The sequence below is a fragment of the Legionella sp. 16cNR16C genome (assembly GCF_021297775.1).
Lineage (GTDB): Bacteria > Pseudomonadota > Gammaproteobacteria > Legionellales > Legionellaceae > Legionella_C > Legionella_C quinlivanii_A.
The window spans coordinates 668183-686011 of the sequence record NZ_JAJTMX010000002.1; the positions used below are offsets into that span (position 1 = coordinate 668183).

A 17829-nucleotide genomic window follows, 5' to 3' on the forward strand; every position below is an offset into this window, starting at 1 on the left:
TGCTCAGAACGTTTAAATAAACCGGAGTATTCCATGCATCTGCAAGCCGGGGAACTGATTTTCTCTCCTTCCGATTTAAGTCTTTTTAGCAAAAGTCCTTTCGCTTCCTGGATGGAGCATCTTCATGTAACCCATCCTGAGTTATCTCCAGAGCCGGATGTCAATGATTCGATGACTGCCGTTTTGCAGAAAGAGGGAGTGCTCCATGAATTAGGAGAACTGCTGAAATTTGAAGCCCAGGGTCTTCGTGTGACGAATCTCGCGGATAGCAATCGTATAGAGGATAGCATCGAGGCGATGCGGGCTGGAGCTGATGTAATTTATCAGGCTCCACTGGCATTAATTCCTTTCAAAGGGCGTGCTGATTTTCTGGTCAAGGTCACCGGACAAAGCGTATTGGGTGACTATCATTATGAAGTCTGGGACAGCAAGCTGGCAAAATCAGTGAAGCCAGAGTTTATTTTACAGCTCTGCTGTTATTCTGAAATGCTGGAAACTATCCAGGGAAAAAGACCGGAAAATATCGTTGTTTCTTTGGGTTCAGGAGAACATAAACGCCTTGCACTCAGGGAATATATTTATTATTACCTGCATTTAAAAAAGAAATTTCTGGCGGCACACTCAGGGTTCAATCCTGACCAATGTCCTGATCCTTCTCTGTCTGGCTCTTATGAGCGATGGAGCGCCTATGCAAAGCAGATATTCTTCCAGCAGGATCATCTGGCCCAGGTTGCCAATATTCGCAAAACCCATATCAGAAAACTGCAGAAAGCAGGGATTTCGACCATGCAAAGTCTGATTGAGTCTGGAGATAATGTGAAAGGAATCAACAGGCAAACATTGGCGCGTCTAAAAGCTCAGGCCGCTATTCAGAAGGCCAGTCAAAATAAAGAAATTCCCTTGTTCAGGATTCTGGAGCATCCTGAAGATACGGGTTTCTATTTACTGCCGCCAGCCTGTAAGACGGATGTGTTTTTTGATATCGAGGGCGATCCCTTATATGAGGGTGGTTTGGAATACCTTTGGGGAGTCACTTATTTTGCTGAAGATGGCAGCAGACAATACAAGGATTTCTGGGCGCATGACGCAGAAGAGGAAAAGGATTGTTTTAACCGCTTTATACAATGGGTGTACCAGCGATGGATTCAGGATCCCTCCATGCACATCTATCATTATGCCAGTTATGAAATCAGTGCCTGCCGTCGTTTAATGGGACGTTATGGCATTTGCGAATACGAGGTGGATCAACTGCTTCGTAATGGGGTTTTTGTCGATTTATATAAAATTGTGAAAAATGCACTGCTGGTGGGTGAGCCACGTTATTCAATAAAAAATATAGAACATCTTTATCGACCCAAAAGAGAGACTGAGGTGGCGAGTGGCGGCGATTCAGTGGCAGTTTATGAGCATTGGCGAGAAAATCCTGATGGCCATGACTGGCAGTCCTCGAAAATCCTGAAATCGATTCGGGACTATAATCGCGATGATTGCGATTCAACCCAGGAACTGGTGGACTGGTTAAGAGACAGGCAATCAGCAGCTGGAATTACGTATTCCGGAAACAATGAATTGGTGGATCCTGAACTTAAAGAGGCAGTGACACAGGCGATTACATTGCGTAATCAATTGCTGGATCATTCGGAAACACTGATACAAAAGAGCCAGCCCGAGGAAGCCGCTATGGCGAGATTACTCGCATGGTGTCTCGAGTTCCATCGTCGGGAAAGGAAACCGCTAATCTGGAAGTTGTATGAACGAATGGACATGAATGAAGAAGAGCTGCTGGAAGATATTGAATGCCTGGCTTTATGCTCGCGAACAGGGAGGGAGCCTTATTTACCCACACCAAAGTCAAGAAATCTGGCTTATGAATACAAGTTTGACCCAAGGCAGGAGTTCAAAGCCAATTCAAGTTCTTATTATGTGTTAGGGAAAAAGGGCGCTGATGGAAGAAATCTGAAAGTGACTCTCGAAAAGGAAGGCAGTCGAATTAATGAAGGATTTATCACGCTGCAGATGAAGGAAGCTCTTAATGAAACCATTACGCTTATCCCGGATGACTATATTAATCCTGATCCAATTCCTGCTGCCATTTATGCACAGGCCGGCAGGTTTATAGAGAATCAACTCTTTAATACGGCGATCGGGGATTTTTTAAGCCGAGCCTATCCGCGCATAAAAAACAGATTCCCGGGGCAGGCTATCGCGCCAAGCCATGATCCGGCAACCCGATTAAGACAAATAATTGATGCAGTCTTAAATCTTGATAACAGTTATCTGGTTATTCAGGGCCCGCCAGGAGCAGGGAAGACGTATACTGCCAAACATATCATCGCTGAATTGCTGATGCAGGGTAAGAAAATTGGAGTAACTTCTAATGCCTACAAGGCTTTGAATCACTTGCTTTGCTGTAGCGCGGAATATTGTCAGGAAAACGGGATTAAAGGGCATTTTGTTTCCACGAAGGACAGCGATGGCATGCTGGAGCGATTAAATATTAAACTGGTAAAAAATAAAGACATGATTGATGAGCTGCAGGACGCTTGCGTTATCGGCTCAACAGCCTGGGGCTTTTCCAGAGTCGAATTGGAGGCGCAGTTTGATTATCTGTTTGTTGATGAGGCAGGGCAGGTGAGCGTCGCTAATTTAATCGCAATGAGTCAGTCCGCCCGCAATATTATTTTAATGGGGGATCAGATGCAGTTACCGCAGCCTTGCCAGGGAAATCATCCGGAAGAAAGCGGTTCTTCAATTCTGGATTATTTACTCCATCATAGCCCTACGATTTCAGAGGAATGCGGTATTTTTCTAGGTACGACTTATCGTATGCACCCGGCTGTCAATGCCTTCATCAGTGAAATGATTTATGAGGGAAAGCTTGAGACCGCGTCTTCTAATCACAAACGGATTATTGAAGTACCTGAAGGCTATGAGGGGGTTTTGAATAAAGAGGCTGGAATTATTGCCGTACCAGTTGTTCATGAAGGTAATACTCAGGCAAGTGAAGAAGAGGTAGAGGTTATTAAAACACTGGCTCAGCAATTATGCGGACGAACCTATATTGAAACTGATGGTACACGAAGAGCCATCAGCTGGAGCGATATGTTATTTGTGGCACCCTATAATCATCAGGTCAATAAACTTCAATTCAGTTTAGGGCCAAAAGCCAAAGTGGGAACGGTGGATCGCTTCCAGGGGCAGGAAGAAGCCATTGTATTTCTTAGCATGTGCGCCAGTGATGGGGAAGAATCACCACGCGGTTTAAACTTTCTGCTGGATAAGAATCGGCTCAATGTGGCGGTATCAAGGGCTAAATGTCTGGCAATCGTTGTTTACTCCCCTTCGCTACCTGATGCGAGTGCCGTTTCACTTGAGCAGCTTAAGCAAGTTAACTTGTTTTGTCGATTACTAACGTAACCCCTCGGTTATTCCGAGCTAAACCCAGGTCATCCGAGCTAAACCCAGGTCATCCGAGCTAAACCCAGGTCATCCCGAGCTAAACCCCAGGTCATCCCGAGCTAGCCCCCACGTCATCCCGAGCGAAGCGAGGGATCTCCTACAGATAACAATTCTGATATTTTAAGTACTTATCGTACCAATTTTTTGCTTTGTGTTATAATTTAAAGCAACAAGATCGATGGATTTATTTATGATTGATACGCTTTCATTTGATGACAAGGTGGTTGATGAAATAACAAAACAACACCCGGAAGTACCCATCTCTGCAATTCTCGAGTTTATCGTGTTTTATGAATTGAAAAAGCATTATGCAATAGAGGATTGGGATTTAACAGATGCTGCCTGTGCAGATTATCAGAAGATTATCTCGCTTTACAATGGGCTAAAATCAACCATTCCTCTAGTCGTTCAAAATGACAGGATCAGCAGAATCATTCTTGATAAAGTCAGTCTTTTTTTTGCACTTGTGAAAGCGGCTGAGGGATTACTTAAGTCAACTATTACTGTTACCGCTTCCATGGACACGGTAAAACGTCTCCCAGGCAATACGCCTTCAGGCAACAGGATAAAAGAAGAGTCGATTCAGGGAAAGCTTTGGCACGCCAAAGCGCTGATAATAATGGCATATGATTTAGTCAGTACCAAGGAAACTTTGTCGAGAAATCATTTTGAACAACTGGTAAAAGTAGAATCAGAAGAAGATAAGGAGCTGTTAAAGAGCGACAGGGTGACTTCTTTTTATCAATTACCAAATCATCTTTTTTTAATCAATATGCAGCTGTGGAAGTCCGTATACGCTAATACGCCTCAGATGATAGCGATTTTCAATAGCCCCAGGACTCAAACTCCTGTTGCGCCTGCTCAACCAGTTACTAAAGAAAGAGAAACGATAGAAGAAAAAGGCGCGGCTTCGGTTGTCATTCAACCAGAAGTACAGGAAATCCAGGAAGTGATAGAAGAGATAGTTGATGAAGATCAAATCACTGCTCCTGTAAAAGAAAACCCGCATCTGGTTTCATTAGATAAGGAAGTGGATTTTGACAGTCTTGCAGGCTCAGACTTTAAGGAGCCGCCAGTTTTTCATATGGACATCGAGGACCATCAAAAGCAGTTGGCTGCAGAGGAAAATTTTACCTATAAGCATAATGACGCTGATCTGGACTCCAAACTGGATGTAACGGGTATCAATTTGTTATTCGGAGGGAAAGGCGTTCTGGCCAGAACAAGAATAAAAGCCAAAGAAATTTTCTGTGTCTACGAGGGAGCGAGAATTACTGAAGATGATGCAAACAGCATCCCAAAAGAGGAGCTCAATACGCATTATTTCATGCGGCTTGGCCAATCAAAAACGATTATTGATGCCAGGCTTTCCGGAAACGTTGCCCGATTTTTCAATGAGAGTAAACATACACCGAATGCGGAATTTCGCAAGCGGCCAATCAGGACAGAAGATGGAAAGGTTAGTTTTGAAATAGTCGTGATGGCGGTAAGGGATATCGAACCCGGAGAACAGATCCTGGTTAATTATTCAGACGACTATGATTATGGGGATATTCAAAGAGTCTTCCTGCATCATTCCGATGGACCCTATAATTCACAGCAACTGCTTCACAAATACCAGCAGGAATATTCAAAGACAGCCGTTTTATTTCATAATAAAGGGGAAAGCGAAGAGACTCCTGGTGAATTAAATGGTTTGTATTTTGATGTGGTCGAAAAAGCAATCCTGCCCATCGCTTTAGCGGATATTCTGGCAGGGAAAAAGGAGGTAAGAGCTCTCGAACATCCGGATCTTCCTGTTTTGTTTATCACCCCCGAAAATGAATTGCAGGAAAATAGCACCACAGAGCGGCTCAGCAGTTTAATGATAGCTTCCTATCTGGGGCTCGCAAAAGGAGTCGAGGCATTATTAAAAATGAAGGCTGATCCTGCCATGCAGTCTCGAAGAGCTGGCTTATCCAGTTTTCATATGGTAATGGCCGGGGAATATTATGGAGTGAGTTCCGGTGATGCCAATTCAAGACGAAAAATTATTGAATTATTCAGAAAAGAAAAAGTCAACCTCATGCTTGAAGATGATGATGGGCTGACTGTTTTTGACTGGGCGTTGAAGCTAAAAACGACAGATTGTCTTGAGGAGCTAATTAAAGATATAAGCCCTCCTGCATTATCTAAATTGCTTGCTCACAAAAGCAGCGCCTCTGAAAAATTTTCTTCACTGATAGCAGAGGAAAAATGGGCGCACTGCCAGGTGATCCTGAATAAAATTGCACAAAAATCCTTCGCCTATTCGGCGGAGATTAATAAGCTATTGAAAGAATTGACCCAGCATGACAAGCTTAAGAGCAGCAAGGAAACGTCGCCTTCAACAGCTCAGACGAAGGAGGAGGGCAATGTTCCAACAAGAGAGGCTAAACGCCAACGTACTCCTGGCCGACACGATACTGATCCAACGTTTTTCAGTGGACAAAACAAAAAAAGAAAGCAGGCAGCTAAAAAAGAATTGAACTTGCAAGAGCCGCTCCAAACCGAATCCCCTGCGTCCATTCAAGCAAATGAGAGGGCCGCGCCAGTAAGAACACGCCAAAAGATACATAAAGAAATACCCCCCGATTACAGCCCTGGTCGTAAATAGGATTCATGCAATTCTTTAAGGCTTTGCTTTCTGCTGTAATCGGTTCATGCTACAGTAAATTACAAACCGCTGCTTATGAAAAACTATGGATTGGAATAAGAATCGACAGGATTATGAAGCCAGACTTCGCGATATCAGGCCATTTTTGGAAAATGGCAAGATTACCTCTATCAAAAATATTCTGCCTTTGCTCGAAGCGGCCATCAGGCCATACGACAAAGTCTGTCTGGAAGGAGATAACCAGAAGCAGGCTGACTTTTTAGCACGCAGTTTATGTGCGGTGAATCCGGAAAAAGTGTATAAGCTGCACATGATTCAATCGGCAGTAACGCTGGCGGAGCACCTTGATTTATTTGAACGCGAAATCGCTGAAAAAATTGATTTTGCCTTTGCCGGACCGCAGGCAACGCGTCTTGCGATAATGATCCAGCGAAGCCAGCTAAAAATTGGTAACATCCATACTTATAATGAGCTATATGCCCGCTATGCGATGGATTTAACCCCCAATGTCGCACTGATAACCGCCGACAAAGCGGATCATGCGGGGAATTTATACACGGGTCCCAATACCGAGGAAACGCCGAGCATTGTCGAGGCAACGGCCTTTAAAAATGGTTTGGTAATTGTCCAGGTCAATGAAATTGTCGATCAATTACCCAGAGTCGATATCCCCGGAGATTGGGTGGATGTGATTGTCAAGGCGCCAACGCCTTCCTATATCGAACCTTTATTCACCCGCGATCCCGCTCAAATTGATGAAGTTAAAATACTGATGGCAATGATGGTGATTAAGGGGATTTACGCCCCTTATCGGGTCAATCGTCTGAACCACGGTGTGGGATTCAATACCTGCGCCATTGAGCTTATTCTTCCTACCTATGCGGAGAGCTTGGGATTAAAAGGCCAGATTTGTCAGCACTGGATGGTTAATCCCTTACCCACCTTAATTCCTGCTATCGAGAGCGGGTTTGTCAGTTCTATTTTCTGTGTAGGCGGTGAGGTAGGGATGAACGACTATGTGCGGGCGCGTAGCGATGTGTTTTTTACAGGCCGAGATGGTTCATTGCGTTCAAATCGCCTGTTTGGTCAGTTAGCCGGTCACTATGCCTGCGATGTATTTATTGGGGCGACCCTGCAAATGGATGCACAGGCTAATAGTTCCACTGCTACCAAAGGACGCATCGCCGGATTTGGCGGCGCACCCAATATGGGCTGCGATACCCTGGGGCGGCGTCATTCTTCCTTTGCATGGCTTAAAGCGGGTCAGGAAAAATATAGCCATGATTCTCAGGCGATGCCCCGTGGACGCAAACTGGTGATTCAAATGGTGGAAACATTTCAGAGTGCTGGAAAGCCGACTTTCGTTGAAAAACTGGATGCCTGGGAATTACAGAAAGAAATGAATGCCGATTTACCGCCTATTATGATTTATGGTGATGATATCTCGCATGTGGTCACCGAAGAGGGGATAGCGAATCTTCTTTTATGCCGGAATGCGGATGAACGTGAGCAAGCGGTTCGCGGTGTGGCCGGATATACCCCAATGGGATTAGGCCGCGATAAGACGAAGGTGGATGAACTTCGCTCGCGCGGTATCATCCAGCGCCCGGAAGATCTTGGTATCTCCTTGAAAGAAGCGGATCGCGATCTTTTGGCGGCTAAAAGTATTCATGATTTGGTTGAAATCTCAAAAGGACTGTATTGTCCTCCCAATAAATTCAGAAGTTGGTAGGAATTATGGAAAAGTATCAATATAGCTTTGATCTGTCACAAACGCTTCCAGAAGCCCCATTAATCAAAGTCGGGGTTGCAGGTTCCGGAAATCTCGAAGTGATTGTCAAAGCGGCTGGCAATAAAAAACAGACTACAATCAAAGTCAACACCGCGGTATCCGGTTTTAAACCGACCTGGGATGCGGTTATTGAGCGTTTCGTCGAGGATTATCCCTATGCCGGGCTTACTATTTGCCTGAATGATGCCGGTGCCACTCCTCCTGTGGTTTCATTGCGCCTGCGACAGGCCATCGAAACCTATCAAACTGGCTATCAAACTAAAGATAATTATGCCGAGGCAACAGCTCGTTACCGTATTTATTCTCTGGTAGATAAAAACAGCTTCCAGGAGTTTCTGCTGGAACAAAATACGCCGAGCCCGACATTGCCACAGCTTGAGATACAAGTCGAGAGTGATGACGGCCTGGTGATTGGAACAGCCTCAATTGATGGAGAGAGAGTAGCAATTGCTGCCCAGCAAAAAGATTTTCTTGGCGGTGCAGTAGGGGAAGTACATGGTGCGAAGCTCATTGGACTGATTCGTTATGCTATCAAGAAGGGGCTGTCAACCATATTGTTGTTAATCGACAGTGGAGGTGTTCGCTTACAGGAGGCCAATGTCGGTGAAATTGAAATTTCCGAAATCATTCGTGCCATTCTTGACGCCCGAACTGCAGGAATAAAAACAATTGGTGTGATTTGTGGAAATAATGGGGCCTATGGCGGCATGGGCATTATCAGCGGTACACTGGATTCATTGATTGTCAGCCAGAATGCCCGTATCGGTGTGTCCGGGGCAGAGGTGATTCAGGCAGTGAAAGGAGCTGAGGTCTTTGACAGCGGCAACCGCCCCCTGGTATGGCGAGTTTATGGTGGTCGAACGCGATACCTGCAAAAAGGGGCTCAGGAATACAGCGGCCATAAAATGTCAGCGGTTTTAGACGCTATCAAACGATGTATGCAATCCTCCTGTACGCAAAAGCTGGATCTGGATTCCCTGCTCGCGGAACATGAATTCTTGCAAAAACGAATTTCATCTGCGGGTAATTGTCAGGAAGAAGGCGAGTGGCTAAAACAATATCATCCAGACGTTTACGCGCATGATGTGTTTAATTGTTCGGATGAGCAGTTTTTAGCTTTGGCTAAGGAAGATCAACATGTCCAGCAATAAAATTTCATTGAAAGATCTATTGGAAAAATGCTTTGACAGCAACAAAACAGAGATTAATCAACATGTGGTTCATGGAAGCGGAATCATTCAAGGCAGGCGATTTAATATACTGGGTACGGTAGAGGACACGGATTTCGGTGTCGATGAAGCGATGGAAATGGCAAGCCATGTCCTGTCGATTATCAAAAGCAACAATACAGATCCCATTGTGTTACTCACCAATGTGACAGGACAAAAATTATCCATGCGGGATGAATGGCTAGGAATGTATGCCTGTTTTGCCCATTTGCTAAAGTGTTTGCATTTGGCGCGTGAAACAGGCAGTCCCTTGATTACTCTGGTTTATAATCAGGCGATTGGAGGGAGTTTTATCGCTTTTGGCATGATGGCTGATCGTATCTATGCTTTGGAAGGAACTCAACTCGCAGTTATGTGGCTGGAAGGGATGGCCAGGGTCACTAAAATCGATATCGATATACTACGAAAGATTAGCGAAAATTCCCCTGTTTTTGCTCCGGGAGTTGAGAATTTCCACAGTCTGGGAGGATTACATAAGGTGCTGGTTATTGATGATGTTGCCAGCGAGTTATTAAATTGTTTGCAAGATCCAGAGATTAAAGAAGATAACCGCGCGAAACTTGGCAAATTATACGGCGGGCGAAAAGAAGCTTACGATATTATAAAAAGTATTGAAAATTTATGAGGTATCTAAGACATAATTTATGCTATCTCGATAAGCAGGCAGTACCGGATATCAATTGTTCACCGGAAAACCTAAGTCTGTTTAAACATTGGCAAGGATGCGGCTATCCACTCATTATGACCCGTCAGCCTCCAGATCTTGCTGTCCATCAGATTCAGCTGGCCATTCCTTATTTTCAGGCTGAGCAGGTAAAGAAAATACGCGCCAGTTTTATTCTATCCTGTTCAGCGATAAGCCGAGTCAGCGAGCTGCCTGACTTAAGGGAGCTTTTTCCGGATTTGGATTATGAAATTAAGGTCTATGGCTCCTATTGCTGGCAGTATCTGACAAAAGAGCCCTATGTTCAAGCGGAGTCCGATCTGGATTTGTTGATCGACTATAAGGAGCAGTCCTTATCGGATTTGAAAAGCCTGTACGCCCAATTACAGGCGCGATTTCCACAACAAAGGATTGACGGAGAAATCCGTTTTGCGGGACTAGGCGACTGTTCCTGGAGGGAATTATTGCAACAATCCGGAGAATCCCTCTTGTTTAAATCAATCCATGAGTTGAGCCTGCTAAAAAGAGACAATCTGTATGCCTCATTTCCATCACTCATTAACTAGCATTTCGCAGATTGCCCGCTATTTTGCCAAAAGAGCGGTGCGAGCCTTATATGATGAAGTGGCTTTGTATCCAAAACCAGGACTGGTAAGTTTTGTTGACAGCGGTGCGCATTCGGATATGGATGGCAGTTTATTCTTTCGCAGTTTGTTCGGTTTAAGACATTATTTTGTTCATTTGGGTTGCCATGCTGCCGAGGATTTAGCTCCGCGGAATCTGGTACCGCTGGGAATCAAGGCGGAAAAGACCATGCAGTCGATTACCGGAGGAATTAATACCCACCGCGGTGCAATTTTCTCAATGGGTATTTTATGTGCGACCATTTGCAATCTGAGCCGGCGTTTCCGCGAGTTTTCTTTATGGGATCTGCAATCGGCAATAGTCGAACAATGGGCTGAATATTTGCAGAAAGAGCATACTAACCTGAATACTCACGGTGTTGTGGTCAGACAAAAATACGCAGTCAATGATGCAAGACAAATAGCCATCGATGGATATGCACTGGTATTTGATGCTTATGCAGAGTTATCTCCAATCCAGGGAGATAGCCTGTTTTTTGGCTTGCTGGCCTATCAGCACTTTTTGTTGAACCTGGATGATATTAATGTGTTGTACCGCACAGGTCCTGAGGGATTGGCTTTTGCCCGTGGCCATATCCGGCAAAGTATTTCAGCGAATAATCGTGAACAGTCTATCCGCGCAGCTGATGATTTGCATCGCTTGTTTTCAAAGGCCAATATTAGTCCAGGGGGAGTAGCCGATATGTTGGGTTTGCTCTTTTTTCTTCGGCAGATTTTTGGAAGGCAATCGTGAGAATTCTATTCCTTTTTGCGGGGCAGGGGTATCAGAACAATACACTTTTTGATTTTTTTCAACAGGGTGATGAGGCTGACGATTTACTTGGAACCTTTTCTTCTCTGGCGCAACTGGATTTATTATCACAGCCTCTCCCTATTGATAATCCTCGATGGGTACAGATTATTATTGGCTGTTATCAACTGATTTTATTTGCAAGAGTAAAGCCCTTGCTCACTAATCATCAGGTCGAACTGGCTGGCTACAGTCTGGGAGAAGCCAGCGCATTTTTAGCAAGCATCAATGCCAGTCCTGAACGAATAATAGAACTGCTTCATCATCGAAGCCAGTTAATGAATACCTTAGTCTCTGGAACAGAGGATTATGATTTAATCACTGTTAAAGGAGAGTTTGACTGGAAGGCTATTCAAATATTGATAGCTGAATATCATTGCTACATAGCGATTATCAATTCGCCTCAGCATCTGGTAATTGGTGGAAAATGTGCTGATTTAAAACGCCTTGCTTCAAGGCTATCAACAGAAGGTCTGAGGCTTATAAAATTTTTAAATATTCAGTTGCCCTCACATACTCCTTTCTACAGGCAGGCCAGTGTCGAGTTTCAGCATTTTTTAAATGGTAATTTTCAGGCTGATGTCATGCAATATCCTGTTATCAGCCCTTTGAAGTTAAGGAAAATTTACAAAGCTGAAGAGGAAAGGGATTTGCTGGGTCTGGAGTTGCAGGAATGCCTGGACTGGTTTAATGTCTGCAACTTAATCAAAGAATATCAGTATGATTTGATTGTGGATCTGGGGCCTGGAGACTCTTTGAGTAAAATTCTGAATGCGTCACGCAAAACTTTGACTGCTGAACTTCTCACGGCCTCTCGCTATCATGGTTTTGACGGGTTTTTGCAGGTATTTCAAAAAATCATGGAAAGTTGAAGCCCTCTCTCTAACTCTCTCCCTGAGGGAGAGAGGACTATAAGGAAGCCGTCATCTCGAACGCAGTGAGAGATCTCCCTAATCCAGGTTTGTGCCAGCATTCGGAGATCTCTCACTGCGTTCGAGATGACATGACACAGTCTGATGAAGACTCTCGTGAAGTCAGTATTTTTTAAACAAGGAATGTTCATGAAAATAAAAGCTTCTAATCGAGATGTAACTGATCAAAAACCGCGCTCAGGTATGTTAAGTAAACTTAGCATGAGTATCCTGGCCGCTACCTGTGCAGGATTATTAAATACGAACGCCGCTAATGCCTATTGTATTCCAGCGTTTCCGCAAAATGGCGATGTGGTAACCTGTCTTCCCCCAACTAATCCATTGGACCCCTCATTTTTTTCCGCTGCAAATAATCTGACTGTTAACGTCGAAAGCGGTGCTTATCTGAGTGTTCTTCTCGGTTTAGGCGGAACTGCTTTGGCTCTGCCAGGAAATAATATTACTTTAAACAACAACGGAACTATCGATCCTTCACTCCTGGGTTTGCTGAATGTTCTTTCAACAGGCACTTACATTGGTAATGCGAATCCCAGCAATGTCAACGTAACTAACAATGGTTACATGAGTGGTACCAGCGGGGTTCTCGGGGTTACTCTTGCCGATTTAACCGGTATGGCCTTGGCCGTGCAAAATGGAGTTGGTGGTGTAACCAACATAGTCAATAATGGTTTGATCAATGGCGTTCCTTTAATTGGGGCGGTGCTATTTCCTGATGATATCCCTGTATTAGCCGCTTATGGCGGTGCTAAAGTCAACGGCATTAATACAGGCACAATTATTGGCCGTATGGCATTTCAATCCAATGGCACAGCGGGCCAGGGGAATACCTTTATCAACAGCGGCAGCATTTTTGGCGGTCTCTCAATGGGAGAGAATAGCGTCAATACCTTTACCGCTGTAACTGGTTCGACAGTAACCGGCACCGGTCTGGGTATTTATCTGCCTGTTTTAGGTTTAGGCGTATTATTTGCACCAACAGGCGTCATTGACGGCGGTTTTGGCGGTAATAACACCTTAATTCTACAAAACTCCGTAACAGGAACTGGCTCAGGAACTGCTGGAGTAGGCTCGGCACCTTCCGGTACTTATATCAATTTCCAACATTTAGTCCTTAACAGCGGCACCTGGAATGTCTCCGGTCCTGGCAGCTATTTCGATGCGGTATTAAATGGTGGTAATGCGATTATCGATACCAATACCTCCCTTGGGTTTGGCTTGATTACCGGCAACGGCGGTATCATTCAGCCTGCTGTAACCGGTCTTGATTTAGCAAATCCAATTCTTTTAGCTGCGGGCGGATTAACCGCGCTGGTCACTGAACCACTATTGACATTATCAGGCGGTATAAGCGGTACAGGCGCTCTGACTAAAGCAGGTGCAGGAGTGTTATTATTAACCGGTGCGTCAACGAATACTGGTGGAACCAATATTGCTGAGGGTACTCTGGCGGTCGGTGCAGGAGGAAGCCTTTCTGCAAATGGTCCTCTCAATCTAACCCAGCCAGGCGCAACTCTGGATATATCTGCCGCTCTTGGCGCGCAGCTAATTGGCAATCTGAACGGCGTAGGCGGCAGCCAGATTCTTCTCGGTGCCAATGACTTGATTATCGCAGGCATCGGTGCTGGCATTTTCGGCGGCTCCATTGATGGAACCGGTGATTTAATAAAAAATGGCCCGGGCAGTCTGATATTGAATGGAATTAATCCTTTCACAGGAACTACAACCGTAAATGAGGGACTTTTGCAGCTTAATGGCAGTGTTGGAGGCGACGTTCTCGTCAATCTCGGCGGTCGTTTGGAAGGTGTTGGCACGGTAGGCGGCGATGCAATTATTAACGGCACTATCGCACCAGGCTTGGGATTGGGCATTGGAACACTCAATGTATTAGGGGATTTAATCCAGAATCCTGGTTCCATTTTTGAAGTACAGGTCAACCCATTCGGTCAATCCGATTTAATTCAGGTGGCAGGAAGTGCTATTTTGAATGGTGGCTTAGTGAACGTCATCAGTGTCAATGGCTTGCCCTTTGTAATGGGTACCTATGGTATTTTGACTGCAACCGGTGGTGTTTCCGGAACATTTGCAGGTACCTTGCCCGTGTTGCCATTCTTAAGCTTCAATCTGCTGTATGGTCCCAATAACGTCAATCTGCAAATTGGACGTACTGCTTTACCGATTTCAGGTGTCGCAACCTCGCCTAATCAATCGGCTGTAGGTAATGCCCTTGAGTCCTTACCCGATAGCAGCTTGTTAAAAACGCTGATTTTAAATCTTCCAACTATTCAGAGTGCGCAGGAAGCCTTAAACAGTCTTTCAGGCGAAGCCCTGGCGTCAGTGACTTCAAGCCTTATCACTGCTGGTCAGTTTGTTGAAAATACTATGTTAAATCGATTGACCTCGCCAATGGACTATCAGAAAGATCCGAATCGTCCCTATGGTGCAATCAATTTCTGGGCTGAAGGAGTGGGTAACTGGGGACATCGTGATGGTACCAATAACTATGCTCGGGTTCGAGTCAATAGCGGTGGTATTTTCATCGGTGCGGACGCCAATACTGATGTGACTCGCGTGGGTATTTTCGGTGGCTACAGCGAATTAAGAAACAAGGTCAGTCAGCGTAACTCCGTTGTGGATGTGGACACTTACTACCTGGGTCTTTATGGTAGTGCGCGTATGGATCGCTGGGTAGTTCGCGCGGGCGGTGCCTACGGATGGAATGAGTTCGACTCGGCAAGACATATAGTTTTCCCGCGTGTCGATGAGTATCTGCGTGCCGATTATAACGGCAACACGGCGCAGGCATTCCTGGTCAGCTGGCTGATAGAGTACAGCAAAATGGTGTGATGGGTGTTGCTTCATGGCGCTTTAATTAATCTCCCCCCTGATAGAAGGAGGCGAATGCCTCCTTTTTTTTAAAGGACAACGAATGCAAAAAATAATTCCCTGTTTATGGTTTGATAAAAATGCCGAAGAAGCGGTTAATTTTTATTTATCAATATTTCCCGATGCCGAAATTTGCCAGACAAGTCATTATGGCAATGTAGGGCAGGATCAGCATGGGATGCCTGCTGGCACCGTCATGACTATCGAATTTAAGCTCAATGGTCAACGATTTACTGCATTGAATGGCGGCCCTGTATTTCAATTCAATGCTGCCATTTCATTACAGGTTTATTGCAAAACCCAGGAAGAAATTGATTATTACTGGGATCATTTGGGTAAAGATGGCGATGAATCGGCACAAGTCTGTGGCTGGCTGAAAGATAAATATGGACTATCCTGGCAAATCGTTCCTGAAATATTAAACGAATGGATTCAGGATAGAGATAGATCAAAATCTGATCGGGTGATGGCAGCGCTTCTAAAGATGAAAAAGCTGGACTTGAGTGCTTTGGAAAAAGCCTGGAAAGAATAACTCCGCTATCCCTCTTGAAAATATGTACTATTATTACTCATAATGGAATTCTTAGTTCATAGGGAGTAATAATGAGAGACCTAAAAGGAGAAGCTAGTACGCTTGCTCGTGAGATCGTAAACAAACCAAAATCAAGCTTGGACATCATTTTGCTGGTCAAAAAATATCGAATTCCAATCAGGCAATTCCTTGATGTCTATCTGTTGGAAAAAAGTAAAGCCACAGGGAGCCTCTCAAAACAATCGCCGAGGAGTTCCTGAACGACTGGAAACAAGGAATTAAAGAAAAATATGGAGAAGGCCTCGCTACACGGGATGATCACATATTAAAAAAAATCGTGGATCAGACGGTTGCCAAAAATCCTCCTGAAAACTCGCTCAAGCCGCCAGCAAGCTAAGCTATTAAAACAAAACCTGTTATAATCCTGCTGATTACCCAATTGAGCCTTCATGAATAATAAAAATAATTTCAGGTGCTGGCTGTGTGATAGCAGGACGCTTGTATTAAAAAGACGGGGTATTTCCCCTGAGGCACTTAAGAGCAGTCATTTCACGGTGACCGACTCTGATTACGGTACAAGTTTAAGCATTTATCAATGCCAACGCTGCAATTTTCTTTTTTGTCCTGAAGCAAAGGCGATCAACTCCTATTATGAGTCAATGACTGACAAACCCTATGAAGACTCACAGGAACCCCGAAGACTTCAGGCACAAAAACTACTTAAAACAATCATTCATTTTAAACGCGAAGGGAAGTTACTCGACATCGGGGCAGGCATTGGTATCCTGGTAGAGGAAGGATTAAATAAGGGATTTGATGCCAGTGGGATCGAGATTTGCGAGTGGTTTGTGGAAAGGGCCAAATCAAAGGGGCTGCCCGTTTATTCGGGTAGTTTTCCAGGTGCTGCTGTCAACAGTCAGTATGACATAATTACCTTAATTGATGTCCTGGAGCATGTTGAAAATCCTGTTCAGCTGATGACTGATATCAGCCAACATCTGACTAATGAGGGGATCGCAGTCATTGTAACGCCTGATGTTTCCTCTCTGGCGGCCAGATTATTAAATAAAAAATGGTGGCATTATCGGGTAGCCCATCTCAGCTATTTTAATCAAAAAACCTTGCGTTTAGCAGCTGAAAAGAGCAATCTGGAAATCATTAAATGGAAAAGACCTTCCTGGTATTTTTCAATGGACTATCTTTTAAAGCGTTTAAATAATTATTTACCTTTTATGGAGCGCCTGAGTCGCCTGGGATGTTTCAAACGCTGGGTGGTTCCTCTAAATCTTCGTGATTCCTGGATGATTATTGCGAGAAAAAAGTAATATGAATGCTTATTTATCCATTGCTCGTATTGATAACTGGCCCAAAAATTTACTAATGTTCGCAGGCGCTGCATTGGCCGCCATTTTTAGCCAATTCTCAGCTCCTGTTCATTGGCTGCAGTGTATTAGTGTATTTTTTGCACTCTGTGCTGCGTCATCAGCGAATTATGTATTGAATGAATACCTTGATCGAAACACAGATAAGTTTCATCCTGTAAAAAAGGATCGCGCACTAGCAAAAATCCAGACTAAAAAACCGCTGATTATTTTTGAGTATTGTGCACTATTTCTTCTGGCGTTGGGCTTAAGCATGACCGCTCATGCCAATATTCTGATGGTTCTGGTTGTTTATCTGATACTGGCCTGGTTGTATAATATACCTCCTGTTCGCTTAAAAGACGTTGCTTATATTGATGTGTTGCTGGAATCAGTCAATTACCCGCTGCGCGTGATGATTGGCTGGTTATGCATCCTGCCGCACTATTTACCACCTTCGTCGCTGATTCTTACCACCTGGGCGATTGGAGCGTTTACCATGAGCATGAAACGGGTAGCTGAATATCGTATTTTTCAGAACCGGGATTCAGCTATTGCTTATCGAAAATCCTATGCGCTATATACCACCCATACGCTTATACTATCGGCTTTTATTTATGGCTTGCTGACCATATTTGGTATCACGATTTTAATGTTAAAGTACAAAGCAGAACTCATCATCCTGATGCCTTTTCTTATTGGATGGATGGGTTGGTATTTTCTGATGGGATTAGAGCATAATTTTGATATTATTTATCCTGAAAAATTAATTTTTAACAAAATTTTTATTGTGCTGTTAATTCTGTTAATTTTATTGTGTCTGTTGTTACTTAATATCAATATTCCCTCATTTCTCATCCTGGTAAAGCCGATGCATTATGCGAGTTGAAAGGTATCCTCACTTCTAC

General features: G+C 44.3%; 12 protein-coding genes. All 12 read left to right on the plus strand.

The window, feature by feature from the left end:
* The first annotated feature begins 33 nt into the window (after positions 1-33).
* On the plus strand, positions 34-3417 hold the full coding sequence (locus LXA66_RS06865) for a TM0106 family RecB-like putative nuclease (RefSeq protein WP_233012531.1): 3384 nt from the start codon (positions 34-36) through the stop codon (positions 3415-3417).
* Between the two features lie 232 nt (positions 3418-3649).
* Positions 3650-6094: an SET domain-containing protein gene (locus LXA66_RS06870; protein WP_233012532.1), complete on the plus strand. Its 2445-nt coding sequence runs from the start codon at positions 3650-3652 to the stop codon at positions 6092-6094.
* Positions 6095-6179: 85 nt separating this feature from the next.
* Positions 6180-7826 carry a malonate decarboxylase subunit alpha gene (gene mdcA, locus LXA66_RS06875; protein ID WP_233012533.1) on the plus strand — a complete coding sequence of 549 codons (1647 nt, stop codon included), beginning with the start codon at positions 6180-6182 and terminating at the stop codon, positions 7824-7826.
* 5 nt (positions 7827-7831) lie between these two features.
* Positions 7832-9037 (plus strand): biotin-independent malonate decarboxylase subunit beta, encoded by a 1206-nt coding sequence (gene mdcD, locus LXA66_RS06880; RefSeq protein WP_233012534.1) that lies wholly within the window; start codon positions 7832-7834, stop codon positions 9035-9037.
* Positions 9024-9740, plus strand: a complete 717-nt coding sequence (gene mdcE / locus LXA66_RS06885) for a biotin-independent malonate decarboxylase subunit gamma (RefSeq protein ID WP_233012535.1) — start codon at positions 9024-9026, stop codon at positions 9738-9740. The genes mdcD and mdcE overlap by 14 nt, the downstream gene beginning before the upstream one ends.
* Positions 9737-10345 (plus strand): malonate decarboxylase holo-[acyl-carrier-protein] synthase, encoded by a 609-nt coding sequence (gene mdcG, locus LXA66_RS06890; RefSeq protein WP_233012536.1) that lies wholly within the window; start codon positions 9737-9739, stop codon positions 10343-10345. The genes mdcE and mdcG overlap by 4 nt, the downstream gene beginning before the upstream one ends.
* Positions 10317-11156 carry a triphosphoribosyl-dephospho-CoA synthase MdcB gene (locus tag LXA66_RS06895; protein WP_233012537.1) on the plus strand — a complete coding sequence of 280 codons (840 nt, stop codon included), beginning with the start codon at positions 10317-10319 and terminating at the stop codon, positions 11154-11156. The genes mdcG and LXA66_RS06895 overlap by 29 nt, the downstream gene beginning before the upstream one ends.
* The gene (locus tag LXA66_RS06900; RefSeq protein WP_233012538.1) at positions 11153-12085 is read left to right on the plus strand and encodes a malonate decarboxylase subunit epsilon; all 933 of its coding nucleotides are present in this window, start codon (positions 11153-11155) and stop codon (positions 12083-12085) included. The genes LXA66_RS06895 and LXA66_RS06900 overlap by 4 nt, the downstream gene beginning before the upstream one ends.
* 189 nt (positions 12086-12274) lie before the next feature.
* Positions 12275-14989 carry an autotransporter domain-containing protein gene (locus tag LXA66_RS06905; protein WP_233012539.1) on the plus strand — a complete coding sequence of 905 codons (2715 nt, stop codon included), beginning with the start codon at positions 12275-12277 and terminating at the stop codon, positions 14987-14989.
* Between the two features lie 82 nt (positions 14990-15071).
* A complete protein-coding gene (locus LXA66_RS06910; RefSeq protein ID WP_233012540.1) occupies positions 15072-15560 on the plus strand; it encodes a VOC family protein in 489 nt (162 codons plus the stop codon).
* 449 nt (positions 15561-16009) lie between these two features.
* On the plus strand, positions 16010-16885 hold the full coding sequence (locus tag LXA66_RS06915) for a class I SAM-dependent methyltransferase (protein ID WP_233012541.1): 876 nt from the start codon (positions 16010-16012) through the stop codon (positions 16883-16885).
* Entirely contained in the window at positions 16869-17810 is a 942-nt protein-coding gene (locus tag LXA66_RS06920) for a UbiA family prenyltransferase (protein WP_233012542.1), read from the plus strand. Before LXA66_RS06915 ends, LXA66_RS06920 begins: the two co-directional genes overlap by 17 nt.
* The last annotated feature ends 19 nt before the right edge of the window (positions 17811-17829 follow it).